This window comes from Longibacter salinarum (assembly GCF_002554795.1).
Classification (GTDB): domain Bacteria; phylum Bacteroidota; class Rhodothermia; order Rhodothermales; family Salinibacteraceae; genus Longibacter; species Longibacter salinarum.
Window position 1 is genome coordinate 129,105 of the sequence record NZ_PDEQ01000003.1, and the last position, 16,045, is coordinate 145,149.

The window sequence follows — 16,045 nt, forward strand, 5'->3', positions numbered from 1 at the left end:
CCGTCATGGCACGGAGGTCGCCCGGTGGAAGCGTCGCACGACCGTGGGGCGCTCAGGGCATGAGAAACGGTATGCGCGCCTAGAATGGACCGACATCGCGTCATCGAAGTTGATGTCGATGCCACGTGTCGTCCCGATTTCGACGAAATGATGCCGACGCTTCTCCGAATATGACTTTGAGTCGCTTTTCGACTGCTCTCTCACTTCTGCCGCTGGCCCTCGTTATGCTTTCTCCGACCCAACGATCGCCACTGTACACCCCGCAGGATCACGGTGCGTCTCGCGCGGCCGACACCTCGGCGCTCGTTCCAGACGGATTGGACTTGCAGGGGCATCGCGGAGCACGGGGACTCGCGCCGGAAAACACGATACCTGCGTTCAAAAAGGCTCTCGACCTCGGCGTCACCACGCTGGAGCTGGATGTCGTGATCAGTGGAGACGGCCAGGTCGTCGTCTCGCACGAACCGTGGATGTCCAATGTCATCTGCACGCAGCCGATCGGCACGCCGGTGCAAGAAGGGACGGAGCGTGAGCATAACATCTACGAAATGACGTACGACGAGGTGAAATCGTACGACTGTGGCACGCGCATGCATCCGCGCTTTCCGGAGCAGGTGCGGCAGCCCGCGCAGAAGCCGTTGCTCGGGGACGTCATCGAGATGGCAGAGGCGTACGCTGCCAATCACAGCCGCGGACCCGTCTTTTACAACATCGAGACGAAAATCCGTCCGAAGTGGGAGGGGACATTCACACCGGGACCGGAGGAGTTTACGGATGCGGTCCTCAGTGTCATCGACGAAAATGGTGTGTCCAGGCGAGCGACCCTGCAGTCGTTTGATCCACGAACGCTCATCGTCGCTCATGCGCGGCAGTATCCGGGTCGCCTCGCCTTACTGGTGGCAGCGTCCGCAGACAATGGCGTATCCGGAAACCTGGAGATGCTGCCGTTTACGCCCGACATCTACAGTCCGGACCATGAGCTCGTGACCGATGCGTTGCTGACGGAGGCGCATGGCCGCGGGATGGAGGTGATTCCGTGGACCGTAAACGATCCGTCGAGAATGACGGCGCTCGTCGAGCTGGGGGTCGACGGTCTAATCACGGACTATCCCGACCGGGCCGTCGCGGTGCTGCCCTCGTGGGCACGATAGCAGGTGCGGAGGGTTACTGCCGATCTCGCCTACGGCACCTGATCGTGGTGGCTGCTACCGATCGGAGGCGAGGACCTGATCGACCATGTCGAGAAGTTGATCCGACGTGAATGGCTTGCCGAGGTAGGCATCGAAGCCGGCCTCGATGAAGCGCTCCCGGTCGCCCGAGAGAGCAAACGCTGTCAGCGCGATGATTGGGGTTTGCGCATAATTTGGCAGGGCACGCAACTGTGGCAGCAGGTCCAGTCCGCTGCCGCCCCCTTCCAGGTTGATGTCGAGGATGATGACATCGTAGGCGGCTTTGCCGAAGGAGCGATTCTCCTGTGCGGCCTGCAGCGCGTCGTCGGCTGCATTGACGATCGTAACGTCGTGGTAGGTAGAGAGAATTCGGTCGATGAGCGCCTGCGTCTCGGGGTTGTCTTCCGCGACCAGGATGCGGTGCCCCTGCTGATGTCGTGCGAGTCTGGAGTGGGGCGACGGTTCGGCACCATTCGCGCCTCGTACCGTCGGAAAGGTGACGACGAACGTACTGCCTTTATTTTTGCTGCTCCGAACGCTGATTTGTCCCGAGAGATGATCCACGAGGTGTTTGGTGATGGCGAGCCCGAGGCCGCTCCCTTCATGCGTCCGCTTCATCCCCGCGCTTTCCTGTTTGAACACATCGAACAGCTGCGGTAGGAACTCCTCGCTGATTCCGACGCCGGTGTCCTTGACGCGAATCTCGATGCCGCCATTGGGCGACGGTTGGACCTCCTGCTCATCCTCGTCGTCTGAAAACGGCGTTGGGTTGGGGAAGGGGGCGTCTCGAACGACGACGGTAATCTCGCCGCTATCGGTAAACTTGATCGCGTTGCCGATGAGGTTCGAAAGAATGCGGTCCAGGGCGCCCTCATCGAGCATGGCATACCGCGATTCCGGGAGCCGCTCGATACGCAGCGTCAGGTTTTTATTGTCGGCCAGGGGCTGCATGAGGTCGACGTGATCCTCCACATGCTGCGGAACGTCGATCATCTGGAGGTTGAGCTCCATTTCGCCCGATTCCAGCATGGAGAGATCCAGCACAGAATTGAGCGTATCCAGGAGTCGTTTTCCGCTCTGCTCGATGAGCTGCGGAATCCGACGCTGCGTGCTCGGGAGTTCGTCGGTGAGAATGTCTGCGAATCCGATAATCGCGGTTAGGGGTGTGCGGATTTCGTGGCTCATGTTGGCGAGAAAGGCAGACTTCAACTGGTTCATCGTTTCTGCCTCGTCGCGAGCCTCGATGAGCTGCTGCTCGTACCGACGGCGTTCGGTGATATCCTCCACGATGCCGACACCGCCCATCACCTCACCGGCCTCCGATCGGATACTGTTGAACAGGCAGCGGACGGGCGTCACCTTGTCCGCCGTGACGGATTCGTAATCCCCCTCGTAGGCCCCGCTTCCGTGCTCAAGAGCGTCTTTGACCGCTCGGATCATCTTCGAGTCGTGGAGATCTTCGAGCATGTTCAGCCCGATCAACTGCTCACGCGAAGAGCCAATGATCCGAACAAAGTTGTTGTTGCACTGCGTGATGCATCCGTTCGCATCGAAGTGTAAAATGCCGAGCGGGGACTGGTTGAAGATATGCTTGTACTTCATCCGGTTGGCCCGCATGGCCTGGTCATAGCGGCGCTCAAACGTAATCTCACGGAGGGCGCCGTGAACGCGACGCACCCCACCCGGACCGTGAATCGGTTGTCCGTAGTCGCATACCCACCGGACATGGTCGGACCGCGACTGGATTCTGTATTCGGTCACCATTCGCGAGCCGCTGGCGAGGTGCTCTCGGTGGCGGCGGACGAGCATGCGGTCGGCCGGATGAACGTGATCGAGCCAGTCACCATCCGCGAGCAGACGTCCTTGGGAGATTCCAATCATTCGGGAGAACGAGGAGGAGGCCCACGTCAGCTTGAACGTCGGTGAGTCGGAATCCCCATGCGTCAACTCAAGATCATACGCGGCATCTGTGGTCAGATCGACCAACGACCGATATCGCTTCGCGGCCTCGCGGAGACTCTGGACCTCTTGTTTAAGCGAGTCGATTTCAGCCCGCAGAGCCGCAGGATTGTCCGACTCGACGGCGGACGAATTGCGATTGCTCGCCTCAGAAGACGTTTCGTCGTCATCGACGGGCTCATCAGAGTCGTTCCCGTTGGCCGCGCCGGGAGGACGGGCGTCCGAGCTGGGGGCGCTGGCATCCATGATGAAATGGGCTCGCGGAGGAAATACGTAAACCGGAAGTTATGCTCCTGATAAAGATACACCGCGCCCTATGAGGGCCCTTAAAGCCAAAGCTACAAGAGAGGGCGGTACAGAGCGTCCTTTCCCGTCACACTTTTTTCTAAATATATGCAAGCCATTGCGGATAGTCACATGTCCACGCCACAAGAAAATGTGTCACACCTTGGGAAAAGGTATGTCAGCGGAGCGAGGATCGATGATCAGGCCGAACGAACCTGTACGCGTGTAGGTATTGACATCCGATGGTTTTAATTCTCAATGCCTGAAGTCGCATGTCAAATCGCGAGTCTGCCGATGTCGTCCGAAACTACAACACGTGGAAACGTCTAGCACCGCTCGGGCTGCTGGGCGTGGGACTTGGAGCGAGCCTTCTCGGACATGCTACGCTGAAGAAGGCCACCTGCGACCGAACGTGGCCCTGGGTCGTCACGGGAACGCTGAGTCTGGTCGTGCTGAATGCAGGACTGAGCATGTTCGGCGATGCTGTCAAACATCGAACGATTTATGAGATCCGAACCGGTGCGGACTGAACTGGCGCGGACCATCATCGACTGAAAAAAGCTCATTCCGCCCTACAGGGGGGATCTCTCGCCATCACGACCATATGGAAGTCGCCTTCCCAACATTTTTCCGTCGTGCAAACGCGTCTTCCGGCAAGCAGGTGGATGTTCGTGGTCGCACCGACTGGTCGCTATGTTCGATAACCCTTCTACTGGCGCTTACGCTGATCCATTTCTTTCTCCCAGCGCCGGGGGCTGTTGGACAAACATCATCGGACGAGATCGTCACAGGCGTCGTCGTTGATGCTCAGACGGGAGCACCGCTTTCGCTGGCAAACGTGCTCATTGTAGGCGAAAATAGAGGGGCGACGACCGGCGACAACGGGCGATTTACTCTTCGAGATGTCTCTACGGGAGCGCAGACGCTGCTCGTATCCTACGTCGGGTTTGAGACTGCGAGAAAAGAGATCAACGTGCAGAGGGGAGAGCGGCTCGACGTACGCGTCGAACTTCGCCCGGTGGAGATGGAAGTGGAAGGTGTGATGGTTACCGGGCGTCGTGTAGAAGAACGTGCGCTGGGAACGGAGACGATCACGCCGGACGACGTGCAAAATCTACCCACGGTGCTGGAGCCCGATCTCTTCCGAACGCTTCAGTTGCTGCCCGGCGTCAAGTCCGCCTCGGATTTCTCGACCGGATTGTACATTCGGGGAGGTTCTCCCGATCAGACGCTCATCCGGCTCGACGAGGCGACGATTTACAATCCTACGCACGTCTTTGGATTTTTCTCGACGTTCAACCCGGACGCTGTTGGGGATGTTGTGTTGTACAAAGGCGGCTACCCGGCGCAGTATGGAGGGCGACTCGGGGCCGTCGTTGACATCGCGAATCGGCGAGGCGAGAAGAGTGCAACGCGCGGTGGAGCGAGCCTGGGACTGTTGGCGTCGCGAGCATATGGCACCGGCCCGTACGAAATCGGCGGTCGGTCCGGAACGTGGATGGCGGCTGCCCGGCGATCCACGATCGAACCGCTGCTCTCAGGCCTGCAGGCAGCTGAGGTACAAGACATCCCGGAAGGATTCTACTTCTGGGACATCAATGTTGCGACCCGTGTGAATCTTACGGAGCGCGACCAGCTGTTCGTTTCCCTCTACGCCGGACGGGACCAGCTCGATTTTCCGTTTTTACGTGACGTCGTGTTCGATATCGGATACGGGAATCGTGCTGGAACGGTATCGTGGCGGCGTGTGATCGGTCAGAATCTGACGACGCGCCTTTCCGTTACGGGATCACACTACTTCGCCGATCCTCGGGCAGATATCGCAAATACCCAGTTCGTCCGGGACAACGATGTGTTCGATTTCGCCACGGACGCCCGAGCTACGCTCTCGGCCGGCGACCACACGGTGGAGGCAGGATTCCGGGCCGGCCGTTTCGTCTCGCGGCTGCGAAACTATTTCAACGGTGATAGAAACTACAGCCCGAGCTTTCGCACCCCATACGGCAGTTTGTATCTGCAGGACACGTACCGCCCTACGAGCGACTGGACGCTCACAGGTGGGATGCGAGCGAGCTATTTTGGGCAGGGGAAAAACGTTCGGTTTGCGCCCAGACTCTCGCTCGAGCATCGACTCTCCGACTGGCTTTGGCTTCAGGCGGGATACGGGCGCTATTACCAGTACCTGACGGCCGCCTCGACGGAGCTCTTCTCAGCCTTCGACTTCTGGCTCACCACGGATGATCAGGTCCCGCCCGCGTACGGTGACCAGTTCGTAGCTGGAGTAAAGACGGAGCCGAAGGACAATCTTCGGGTTGACCTCGAACTGTACTATCGCACGCTCCGCGACCTCTTCGAATTCGACCGACTGTACACCGATTACACCGGGCTCGACTATCCCGAGGTTTTCCGTTTCGGAAACGGATACGCCGCCGGTGCAGAGCTCATGATTCGCCGGGACGCCGGGACGGTCAACGGCTTTATCAGTTACGCGCTCAGCCGCACACGACGTGAGTTTGACCGCTTTGAGGGAGGACGGGCGTTTTCGCCAAAATACGATCGCCTGCACGACTTGACGACCGTACTGCGGTACGATGTATCCGAAAACTGGCGTGCAACGGCGGTTTTTACCTACGCGACCGGGCAGGCCTACACCGAACCGAGCGGGTACTACAAGCTCGTCGACGATCCGACGCTGAGTCGTCCCCGTGATGTTTTTCAGGCCGAGTACAATGCCTCTCGACTTCCGGCATATCATCGTCTCGATCTCGGCGTTCGTCGAAAAGGTGACTTCTTCGGAGTCGGCACATATGAGGCACGGATGCAGGTTGTCAACGTCTATGGGCGTCGAAATATCTGGTTTGTGATTTTCGAACCGACGCAGGGAAATACGATCGAGCGCAACATCGTCCCACAGATCCCGGTGCCCCTTCCGAACCTTTCGCTTACCGTCTCTTTTTGAAAACGTGAGGCGTAACGGTGGGCAGGGGCGGCAGGTTGGAAAGGTGGCCGGTTCGAGAGGTTTTGTTGCTTGTATTCGGGGCGGGTTGAACGTATCTTCATGGTTGCCCTCAGCGCCTCGCCGATTGCTAGCGGTCGACCTCGCGACATGGCGCTCGCTCTGTTCGTTGTCCGTACCGTCCCCCGATCATGTCACTCCAGATCCGTCCGACCTTTCAGGAGGTCATCCCATGCGCTCCGGCCAAGGTTATCCGCTACCTGAAACGAGAAGTTATTCAGCAACAGGCGCCGTGCACGGGCAATTTTTACGACCAGCACGCCATCCTAAACGTGCGGGAGGAGGACCAACATTTCTGGTCGCCCCAGCTCAGTCTCGATTTTGAGTCCCACCGCGATGGTACGCTCGTCCGAGGGCTCTTCGCCCCGCGTCCGTCCGTGTGGACGATGTACGTCGCAGCGTACGCGATCCTCGGTTTTAGTGGCATTATTGCACTTCTTTTCGGGACGTCGCAGATGAGTCTCGGAATGAGTGCGACCGCTCTGTGGGTGATTCCATTCGCTGGCATACTGGCTGCTTTTGTTTACGGAACGGCGTGGATCGGCCAGCGACTGAGCCGGTCGCAGATGGTGGAGTTGCGGGCGTTTATTGATCGGGCCTTGAGCGATTGCGCCCTACGCGAAGCAGAGTCGACGCCCACACCATAACTCGGCCACGATCTTCTTTCCTTATGCGCCGAATCGAACGCGGACAAGCGCAACTTTTCATCTCGCTGCTGTGCTTGCTTCTCGCCTGGTCAGGGTGCCGCGTCTCCACCGATAATGAGCAGTGGCGGCAACCAGATTCGCTGTCGGCACAATCCAATGGCGTGTACACGCGCACCGCGCCGAGCCGGGATGGGATCGGAAAGGTGTACATGGGACGGGAGATTTCTCAGGTGATGGGACATCGCGGTGCAGATTGGCTGGAACGAGGGGATCGTGAATCGGAGGAACAACCGGGGCTTGTGGTCGACAGTCTCGATTTGGACCAGGACGACGTTGTTGCCGACATCGGAGCGGGAACTGGCTATTTTACTTTTCGCATCGCTCCTCGTGTGCCGGAAGGGCGCGTGTTCGCTGTCGACATTCAGCCGGAGATGCTGGATGTCATGCGTGCACGGATCAAGAGAGATGCCATCTCCAACGTCACGCTCGTTCGTGGCACCGAACGCAATCCAAAGCTACCGGCCGATTCCATCGACGTCGTGCTCATGGTCGACGCATACCACGAATTCGCGTACCCATGGGAAATGATGCAGAGCCTTCGCAAGAGCCTCGTCCCGGGCGGACGAGTTGTTCTGGTGGAGTACCGACAGGAAGATCCCTCGGTACCGATCAAGCAGCTACACACGATGACCGAGGCGCAGGTGAAGCGGGAGATGGAAGCCGTCGGCTTCGAATGGGAGAAAACGCTCGACATGCTGCCGCAACAGCATTTTATCGTCGTGAAAAACCCGACGCGCAAACACACGCCGTAGGATTGAACCAAGGATGTGGGAAAGAGTCTGTCGGCGTATATTCGTAGATCGTGGTTTATCTTTGTAAAAGATTCTGTCTTGAAATATACGCGTTGTATGGGTTGGTTGAGGGTGGCGAGAGGTGGTAATCTCTTTGGGCGGCGATCGGGATGTCCACCTTGTCGCCGTCTGCGTTCTGTTCCGCGAATCGATTTTGCATTCACATGCATCGCTTCTTGTTACGGCATTCCTCGACCGAGCCGACGGCGTTTGCCACGGCTTTTTTCATGCTAATGGGTCTCTTTTTCGCCGGGTCCGCAGTTCATGCCTTCGCGCAGGAGGCGGTCCCATCTAGCGACGACGTTCAGCGACATCATCTCGACCTCGGTGCAAAAGACTTACAGATGGCGGCAAAGTCGGAGCCCGGCCTCCGGGTTGATGATCGCGTATCGCTCAAAAGCAACGTCGATCGGGCGACTCTGACCTCGTCGGTGATCGAGGCGCCCTTTGCTTTTAATGGACTTGCACCGCACTGGCGAGCCGAGACGCCGTCCGACGCCCACATCCACGTCGAGGTGCGCACCAGCCGGGACGGCTCATCCTGGACGCGCTGGACCCCGACCGGACACGCGGCGCCCGTCGAACCGACGATCAAGCGCACGGGTGAGCCGAATCCGTACGCCGGCGACATGGCCACCGGATATGTGCTCACCGAGCTCGGTAGCCGGTACGTTCAGTTTCGCGTCACCCTCGAGCGCGGTGCCGACACCCCACAGCTAGACCGCATCTCGATGTACCTGGTCAACTCTACCGGCGGCCCCTCCGAGCCGAGTGCCGAACAGAATGACGCGTACAACGAGCGGATCGAACAGGATATGAAGTCCGCCAACCCGGCGAAGGCCGTGTCGAAGCCACGCATTTACACGCGCAGTGAGTGGGGGGCGCAGGCTCCCAGCGGCGGATACCGCTATTACACCGCCGATCATCTCGGCATGCATCACAGCGCTTCGACGTCCGACGGTAATGCAGATACCTGGAGTGAGTGTGCTGCCGCTGTCCGCGGGATCCAGGACTTCCACATGTACACCAACGGTTGGACCGATATCGGCTACAACTACGTCGTCTGCCAGACCGGTCACATTTTCCAGGGCCGAGAAGATGGCGACGACGGGTCTGACATCGTCGGTGCACACGATGGTGCAAACACCGGAAGTGTCGGTGTGGACGGGCTCGGCTACTTTCACGCGCCGTACGACCAGACGCCGACCAACGCGATGCTGGACGGCTTCGCAGAGCTCTTCGCGTGGATCGCAGACCGTCGCGGCATCGACCCGAGTTCGGCCAGTTACTATTACGGTTACGGCGGCACCGTCGATAACGTCTACGGCCACCGGGATGTATCCGCGACGGCCTGCCCTGGAGATAATCTGTACACGGAGATCCCGACCGTGATTTCGAAAACAAACACGATTCTTGATGGCGGCGGGTCCGTCACGCTTACGAGCGATTGGCAGCGGAACGGTGCATCCGGTGGGCGTCCCTCGTGGTTCTCCAGTACGGCAAGCACGGAGCGCGGGTTGGCGTATGGCGTTGTCGGCGGCAAAGAGCGCGTCTATGCCGTGAGCCGAACCGGCGGCCTCTCGGTTCAAGTAATGCGCGCCTCTGACGGTGCCGATGTCACCACGCTGTCGACCTCTGGCATCTCCGGAGGAGTGTATGCGCTGAACGATATCGAAGCCTCGTCCGACGGCGTCCTCTTCGCTGCAAATCTTACCACCGATGCCTCACAGAGCGCGTTCAAGGTGTACCGATGGGATAGCGAATCCGACACGCCCACGGAGGTGGTTTCGTACAGCGGCGCAGCGCTTCGTCTCGGCGATCACATCACCGTCACCGGTTCCACCGCCGACAACTCGATCGAGATCTGGGCGCCGGGGAGTGGAAGCAACAACGTCGTTCGCTTCGCCACGTCCACGAACGGGCAATCGTTTACGGCATCCACGATTACGGTGGGCTCGATGGGCTCGACCCCGTCGGTGGGAGCGTTCAGCCAGTACTTCTTTCTCAGCTCCGCGGGCGTTGGGGCTGGGTCGTATAACGACAGCGGATCGCAGCGAGGCACTGTTCCTGCATCGGTCATTCCGTCAACGACCGGCAGCCTGAAGACATACGCCGACTTTTCGGGGCCGTCCATGCGGAAGTACGCGGCGGCGTACGACTACGTTAGCGGGAGCGCGCACGGCGGCAAGCTGCGCCTCGTCGACGTGACCGATGGGGCCTCGAGCGCTACGCTCCAGGATGAAACACCCTGGCTCGGCGGTGCGGATAACCCGAATGGAACCGGCGACGTTGCGGTGAAGAGCAATGGCGACGGGACATTCACCATCTTCGTACTGGCGACGAACAACGGGCTTGCCGCTTATTCCACCAGCACCGTGAACGGACTGGCTGCGTCGGGTACAGAGGCGTCGGAAGAGGAGTGGGAGACGCCGACAGCCTACCCAAATCCAACGAGCGAAAGCGTTCGTATCGACGTCTCGCTCACGGAAGCATCTGCTGTCCGCGTGGAGGTATTCGATATTCTGGGGCGGCGCGTGCTGTCTCGCGACTATGGGCGCATCGGAGGTGGGGAGCGCACGTTCACGGTCCCGGTGCAGAACCTGGCAAGCGGTGCATACCTCTATCGTGTAAAGGCTGGTGAGCGTACGGCAGAAGGTTCGATCCGCATCGTGAAGTGACACTCAGTCCGATGCGATCCATCGTGCGCGATGTGAACGTGTGGAGGAATGGAAGTGTGGAAGTATGAAGGTGTGAAGGTGTGAACGTGTGTGGGTATGAATGTGGGTGTTTTGGTCGTTATGCTGCCTTAACGACCAACGTATTGATGCCTCAATACTCCAGCACAGGGACGCTATTTCGACCGGTTGGCTTCTGGGAGCCCGAGTTCATCAACGATGTCGGCAATGCCGTTGGTAAACTTGGTGGCTCCGCCCTGTGATGGATGGCGGACGTACGTGACGTCAACGCCGATCTCTTTCACGGCACGCTCCGCCTTGCGTCCGATGCCCACGACGCGCTCCGGCTGCAGAATGTCGATGATGTCTTTCGTTAGCGACTCCCATCGAGCGACTTCACTCCGGCGCGGGTTGCGGATCGAAAGTGGTTCTCCGGGATTGTGCGGGTGGAGAGGCACGCTATTCCACACAAAGAATTGCGGGAAGACCGGCTGGAGCACGCGCCAGAAGATGTTGGCACTGTACTCGGTGTGCGGCTCCTCCTCAAGGCTCGTCGGCACTCCGTCAATCGGAAACTCGGGGTCGACGAGTTGAGCCTCCGCCGTGATCGGCACGCCAGAAAATCGGCAGCCCCACGGTCCGGGTGCTTCCGCGAGCAAGAAGAGCGAGGGTTTCTCCTCGTACGCAGAGAGGTACGCATGAACATTTTTGCGACGGATCGCAGCCGCATCGTCCACATCGAGATGAGAGACCTCATCCCCGTAGAGGTTGAACAGTTCATCCGTGGATAAGACGTCGAACAGGTCATGCGAAAATAAATCGTAAACGGGCTGCAGAAGCATTCGAGCTGCGTCAGATAAAATAGAGAGGAGAGAATACGGGTGGATGCTGTCCCGCCGCATCGGGGCTCAAAAGGAGCCGTCGACGGCCGATGCAAAGTGGAATTGTTGGGTGATCAGGCATGCAGTTTCGTCCCGCAGAACTTGCAGTAATCTGCGTCGATGGTGTGGTCATCCCGCTTGCAATTCGGGCAGCGTACAGGTTGCTGGTCTTGCGTTCGGGTCAGTTCGGCTGTCACGATTCCGGTGGGCACAGCGATGATTGCGTAGCCGATGATCATGATAATCGCCGAGAGGAAGCGCCCCGTGGTTGTCTGTGGCGAAATGTCGCCGTAGCCAACGGTGGTAAGCGTCACGACCGCCCAGTACATGCTCGTCGGGATGGACGTGAAGCCGTTCTTCGGCCCTTCGACCAGGTACATGAGGGAGCCGATGATGACGATGAGTGTCGTCACCGCGAGAAGGAAGACCGATATCTTCTTCCGACTGGAGCGGAGGGCCCGTGCGAGGACATCGGCCTCTTCGAGATATTCCGCGAGCTTCAGAACACGGAAAACACGGAGCGTGCGCAGCAGCCGGACGACGAGGAAATACTGTGCTCCGGGGAAGAGAAGACTCACGTACGTTGGCAAGATGGCGAGCAGGTCCACGATGCCGTAGAAGCTCTTGGCGTAGCGACGCCAGCTTTTTGCGCAGTAGAGCCGAACGGCGTACTCGATGGTAAAGAGAAGGGTGAAGGCCCACTCCAAAGCGTACAACTCCGACGCATAATCCGCCCGGACCGACGGCATCGTCTCCAGCATGACCGCCAGAACGCTTGCTATAATCGCGCCGATCAGAACGACGTCGAACAGCTTCCCGGAGGGGGAGTCCGACTTGAAAATGACGACGTACAGGCGATTGCGAAGGGGAGAGCGCACAGAATCGTCGGTCCGTAGGATAAGAGTGAAACTCGATGCCTTGTTGGGTCAGGTATTGGTGGGGAAGGCAAAGTCGGCGTATGCTCGCTCCGCGGTACCGAACCACCGATAGCTGTCGGAACGCGCCGCTTTGTAGGACTCGTAGATCTTCCGGTACTGTGCGTTGCCTGCGGCTTCGTCCTCCAGGAGTTGTTGCGTGACGTCTTGCGCTTTGGACATAACGTCCTCGGGAAACTTGCGGAGTTCGGTTCCCTGCTCGAGGAGCCGTTCGAGTGCCGCCGGATTCTTGTGATCGTAGGACGCCAGCATATTCACGTTCGCCTCCGAGGCCGCGACGGCGAGAGCGTGTTGATACGTGGCCGGGAGCTTATCGTAGGCATCCTGATTAACGTAGAACGTGAGGGCGGGGCCGGGCTCCCACCATCCAGGATAATAGTAGTACGGAGCGACCTCGTGAAAGCCGAGTTTCTCATCGTCATACGGCCCCACCCACTCGGCGGCATCGATGGCGCCGCGCTCAAGGGCCGGATAAATCTCGCCGCTGGGATAAACCTGTGTGTTGACGCCCATCTCATTCATTACCTGGCCACCGAGTCCAGGGATGCGCATTTTTAAGCCGTTCAGGTCGCTAAGCGATTCGACGGCGACCCGGAACCATCCGCCCATCTGCATCCCGGTATTCCCGCCGGGAAAGTTGATCACGTTGAAATCAGAGAACAGGTCGCGCATCAGATCCATTCCGCCGCCGTGATACAACCACGCGTTGTACTGCCGGGCGGTCAGCCCGAAGGGCACAGTCGCATCGAACGCAAGCGCAGGATTTTTCCCGATGAAGTAGTAACTCGCCGCGTGCCCCATCTGCACGGTCCCCGTCTGCACGTTGCTCAGCACCTCAAGCGACGGGATGAGTTCGCCGCCCGGGTAGCAACGAATGTCGAACTTGCCCTCCGTCAGATCTGCGACGCGTTGGGCCATGACCTCAGCGGCGCCGTAGATCGTGTCGAGTGAACGGCTAAAGCTCGAGGCAAGTCGCCACCGGATCGAGGGGCCGGTGATCACGTTCGGGCCACCGTCGGCATCGCTGGATGAGTCATCAGATCCACTTCCTGAATCGTCTCCGCAGGCCGTGAGCATGCCGGCTCCCACCGCACCGAGAAGAGCCGTTCGGGTAAAGTCGCGACGGTTCATACAGAAAAAGGGTCGGGTCGAAGAATGTACGAGGACCTGCAGGCATAACCCGTCTCCGAGCCGTGTCCCATACAGGCGCTTGTGAGTATACGGGAATCGGGGGAGAGATCGCAACTGTGGAGCGGGCTCTTTCCGTCGAAGTGCACAGCGGGACAGCGCATGGTCCGACTCTTGCGCTATGTAGAATCAACCGTTGAGTACCTGTTCGTCGGACAGCCTTCGGCGATTCAACGATACGGACCTCTCGGTGGTCGGTCCTCGTGCCGCTTGAAATACACGGCGTGGTTGAACTCGCGCACCAGGTCTACGTCGTCATCGTGAACGGCCCCCTCAGGTCTGCGAATAGACATCAACGGCCGCGCTTACGTTTTTCGCCGCCTACCCGCCAAACAGGTTGTGATGCCGATACATTTGTGTTACACGACCGTGATTTGGCGTCTCCGGGCACTGACCAATTGCGTTTGTACCAAAGAAACGGTTACATCTAGTATATAGCGGTTACAATCCTGGCCGGATCGTTTGGAGCGCACACACGGATGTGCCATCTGAGTTGCCGGGAACGACCGCGAACTCTCTCATCCGTGCTATGGGCAAGGCCCATCATTTTCTATGAGTGGATTAGTAACATCGCGGTCGGCAGGCCCTCCTGCGAGCGAGGCCGGACGGCTCCTGAAGGTCGCGCGCATGCTCAGTGATTTCCCGGATCTCGAGAAGCGGCAGAAGCAGATCTATAGCCTGTGGATTATGGGCTACCTGCGCTATGTGGATGCGAACGATCTCGGGGAGCCTGAGCCCCCGCATATCAACCGGTTTCTCGATCGACTGACGGAGAAGAAGGGCATTGACGACGCGATGCGGCAGCAGGCCGCTGAAGCGCTCGTGTTCTTTCACGAATGCGTTCTGGACCAGAGCGTAAGCGAGATGCATGGCCGGCTTTCCATGTTGAGCCGGGACGAGCGCCAGCGAATCCTCAGCCAACTCTCCGGGCCGGAGAAGCTGCTGGCCCGCATCGTCTTTCACACCGAGCTCGACCTGACGGAGGCACTTCGCCTCCGGGTTGGAGATGTTGATCTAACACGTGGTCAGATCACGGTGTCCGATGCGCAGGGCTGTAGCGATCGGTTCGTGACGCTGTCGAGTGAACTCACCGTCGCGCTCGAACGTCATCTCAAGCGTGTACAGGAGATGCACGAGCGTGACCTCGCCGAAGGACATGGAAGCGTCGACCTCCCGGTTTCGATTCGCGACCAGTTTCCCGGGGCAGGCTCTGCATGGATGTGGCAGTATGTTTTTCCGTCACCACGGCGAACGGTCGATCTGCATTCGGGACGCGAGCGACGGTATCCGATGCAACCAAATAACCTGATGGAGGCGATCGAGATGCTGACGGAGCCTCGCACGAGGCACTTCATCTCGGCCGTCTCGCGTGGGCCAGCCCCTGGACAGCGTGACGAGAAGAAGCCTGCGGCATCTACGCGACCGAACGAGTCGGCCAGTGAGCCTGAGCCTACACCTGAGCCCGATGAGCCCGTACCAGCACAAGAAAATGGCCCCACCGATGAAGGTGAGGCCGAGCAGAGCCACAGCGAGTGGAAGTCCGTTTTTTCCTGACAACTCCGGTCCAACAGCCCAAATCCCTGTGGCACGTTTACCGCGAGTAACCGTGCGTTACCCTCGAGGACGGAGCGGGCGCATGACGACTTCGGAGATCAGGTAATTCTCCGGGCTCTCGATCACGTGCATGACGGTTGAGGATACGTCTTCGGGCTTCATGGGATGATCGGTCATATCGACACCGGCCACGTCGAAGAAGTCCGTCTCGATCGATCCGGGGTAGACGCACGTGACTTTAATGCCATCGTCACGGAGCTCCTTCATGATGGACTCACTGAAGCCGCGGACGCTGAACTTGGATGCGTTGTAGGCGCTGATATTCGGATTCCCCAGGAGTCCGGCGATCGACGCAATATTGACGATGTGGCCCCCGAAGCCGGATTCATCATTCTGGGCTCTCATGGTCGGAACGGCATTGCGCGTGCAGAAAAACACGCCCCGAACGTTGGTTTCCATGAGCGTGTCCCAGTGCTCTGTGGAGAACTCGTCGACCGGTCCGAATTTACCGAGTCCGGCGTTGTTGATCAGAACGTCAATCCGCCCGGCCGCGTCGACGGCTGTGTCGAAAGCGTCGGATACAGACTCTTCGTCTCGAACATCGCACCGGACCGGGTGAAATGAGTCCCCGAGTTCATTTCGGAGGTCCTCCATCACGTCGAGACTTCGTGCAAGGCCGAAGACGGTGGCGCCCCGGTCGATTAGGTCCGAAACGAACCGTTGCCCGATGCCGCTGCTGGCTCCGGTGACGACGGCGACGCGATCAGTGAAGTCCATGGTAGCGTTGTGGTGTGGTCGGCGATTGGATGTCGTATGCGTAAACCAGTTTTAGCATACGGAGCGGCAGGGCCCATGATCACGAGCCGGGTGATCGTCCGGTAACGT

At 59.1% G+C, this 16,045-nt stretch carries 12 protein-coding genes; 7 read left to right on the forward strand and 5 right to left on the reverse strand.

Annotation, left to right across the window (positions count from 1 at the left end; translation table 11 throughout):
- Nucleotides 1–224: 224 nt before the first annotated feature.
- Nucleotides 225–1,151 carry a glycerophosphodiester phosphodiesterase family protein gene (locus CRI94_RS06880; RefSeq protein WP_098074950.1) on the forward strand — a complete coding sequence of 309 codons (927 nt, stop codon included), beginning with the start codon at nt 225–227 and terminating at the stop codon, nt 1,149–1,151.
- 54 nt (nt 1,152–1,205) lie between these two features.
- Here the strand turns inward: CRI94_RS06880 and CRI94_RS06885 are convergent, their stop codons facing one another.
- Nucleotides 1,206–3,374 carry a PAS domain-containing hybrid sensor histidine kinase/response regulator gene (locus CRI94_RS06885; RefSeq protein ID WP_098074951.1) on the reverse strand — a complete coding sequence of 723 codons (2,169 nt, stop codon included), beginning with the start codon at nt 3,372–3,374 and terminating at the stop codon, nt 1,206–1,208.
- A gap of 311 nt (nt 3,375–3,685) precedes the next feature.
- Between CRI94_RS06885 and CRI94_RS06890 the strand changes: the two genes are divergently transcribed.
- The 5 genes from CRI94_RS06890 (at nt 3,686) to CRI94_RS06910 (ending at nt 10,605) form a co-directional block, all read left to right on the forward strand.
- Nucleotides 3,686–3,943, forward strand: coding sequence for a hypothetical protein (locus CRI94_RS06890; protein ID WP_098074952.1), 258 nt, complete (start codon nt 3,686–3,688; stop codon nt 3,941–3,943).
- A gap of 74 nt (nt 3,944–4,017) precedes the next feature.
- Nucleotides 4,018–6,372, forward strand: coding sequence for a TonB-dependent receptor (locus tag CRI94_RS06895; RefSeq protein WP_098074953.1), 2,355 nt, complete (start codon nt 4,018–4,020; stop codon nt 6,370–6,372).
- A 188-nt stretch (nt 6,373–6,560) separates the two neighbouring features.
- The gene (locus CRI94_RS06900) at nt 6,561–7,076 is read left to right on the forward strand and encodes a hypothetical protein (protein WP_098074954.1); all 516 of its coding nucleotides are present in this window, start codon (nt 6,561–6,563) and stop codon (nt 7,074–7,076) included.
- Between the two features lie 23 nt (nt 7,077–7,099).
- The gene (locus tag CRI94_RS06905) at nt 7,100–7,888 is read left to right on the forward strand and encodes a class I SAM-dependent methyltransferase (RefSeq protein WP_098074955.1); all 789 of its coding nucleotides are present in this window, start codon (nt 7,100–7,102) and stop codon (nt 7,886–7,888) included.
- Nucleotides 7,889–8,091: 203 nt separating this feature from the next.
- Nucleotides 8,092–10,605 carry a DUF4623 domain-containing protein gene (locus CRI94_RS06910; RefSeq protein WP_179862193.1) on the forward strand — a complete coding sequence of 838 codons (2,514 nt, stop codon included), beginning with the start codon at nt 8,092–8,094 and terminating at the stop codon, nt 10,603–10,605.
- Nucleotides 10,606–10,778: 173 nt separating this feature from the next.
- Here the strand turns inward: CRI94_RS06910 and CRI94_RS06915 are convergent, their stop codons facing one another.
- From CRI94_RS06915 to CRI94_RS06925, 3 genes are all read right to left on the reverse strand, one after another.
- Entirely contained in the window at nt 10,779–11,444 is a 666-nt protein-coding gene (locus CRI94_RS06915; protein WP_098074957.1) for a uracil-DNA glycosylase, read from the reverse strand.
- 113 nt (nt 11,445–11,557) lie between these two features.
- Nucleotides 11,558–12,361: an ion transporter gene (locus CRI94_RS06920; RefSeq protein WP_245846103.1), complete on the reverse strand. Its 804-nt coding sequence runs from the start codon at nt 12,359–12,361 to the stop codon at nt 11,558–11,560.
- Nucleotides 12,362–12,409: 48 nt separating this feature from the next.
- Complete coding sequence (locus tag CRI94_RS06925) at nt 12,410–13,549, reverse strand: TRAP transporter substrate-binding protein (protein WP_098074959.1); 1,140 nt, start codon at nt 13,547–13,549, stop codon at nt 12,410–12,412.
- 609 nt (nt 13,550–14,158) lie between these two features.
- Between CRI94_RS06925 and CRI94_RS06930 the strand changes: the two genes are divergently transcribed.
- Nucleotides 14,159–15,160, forward strand: a complete 1,002-nt coding sequence (locus CRI94_RS06930; RefSeq protein ID WP_098074960.1) for a site-specific integrase — start codon at nt 14,159–14,161, stop codon at nt 15,158–15,160.
- A gap of 57 nt (nt 15,161–15,217) precedes the next feature.
- Here the strand turns inward: CRI94_RS06930 and CRI94_RS06935 are convergent, their stop codons facing one another.
- The gene (locus tag CRI94_RS06935; protein WP_098074961.1) at nt 15,218–15,937 is read right to left on the reverse strand and encodes an SDR family oxidoreductase; all 720 of its coding nucleotides are present in this window, start codon (nt 15,935–15,937) and stop codon (nt 15,218–15,220) included.
- Nucleotides 15,938–16,045: the final 108 nt, after the last annotated feature.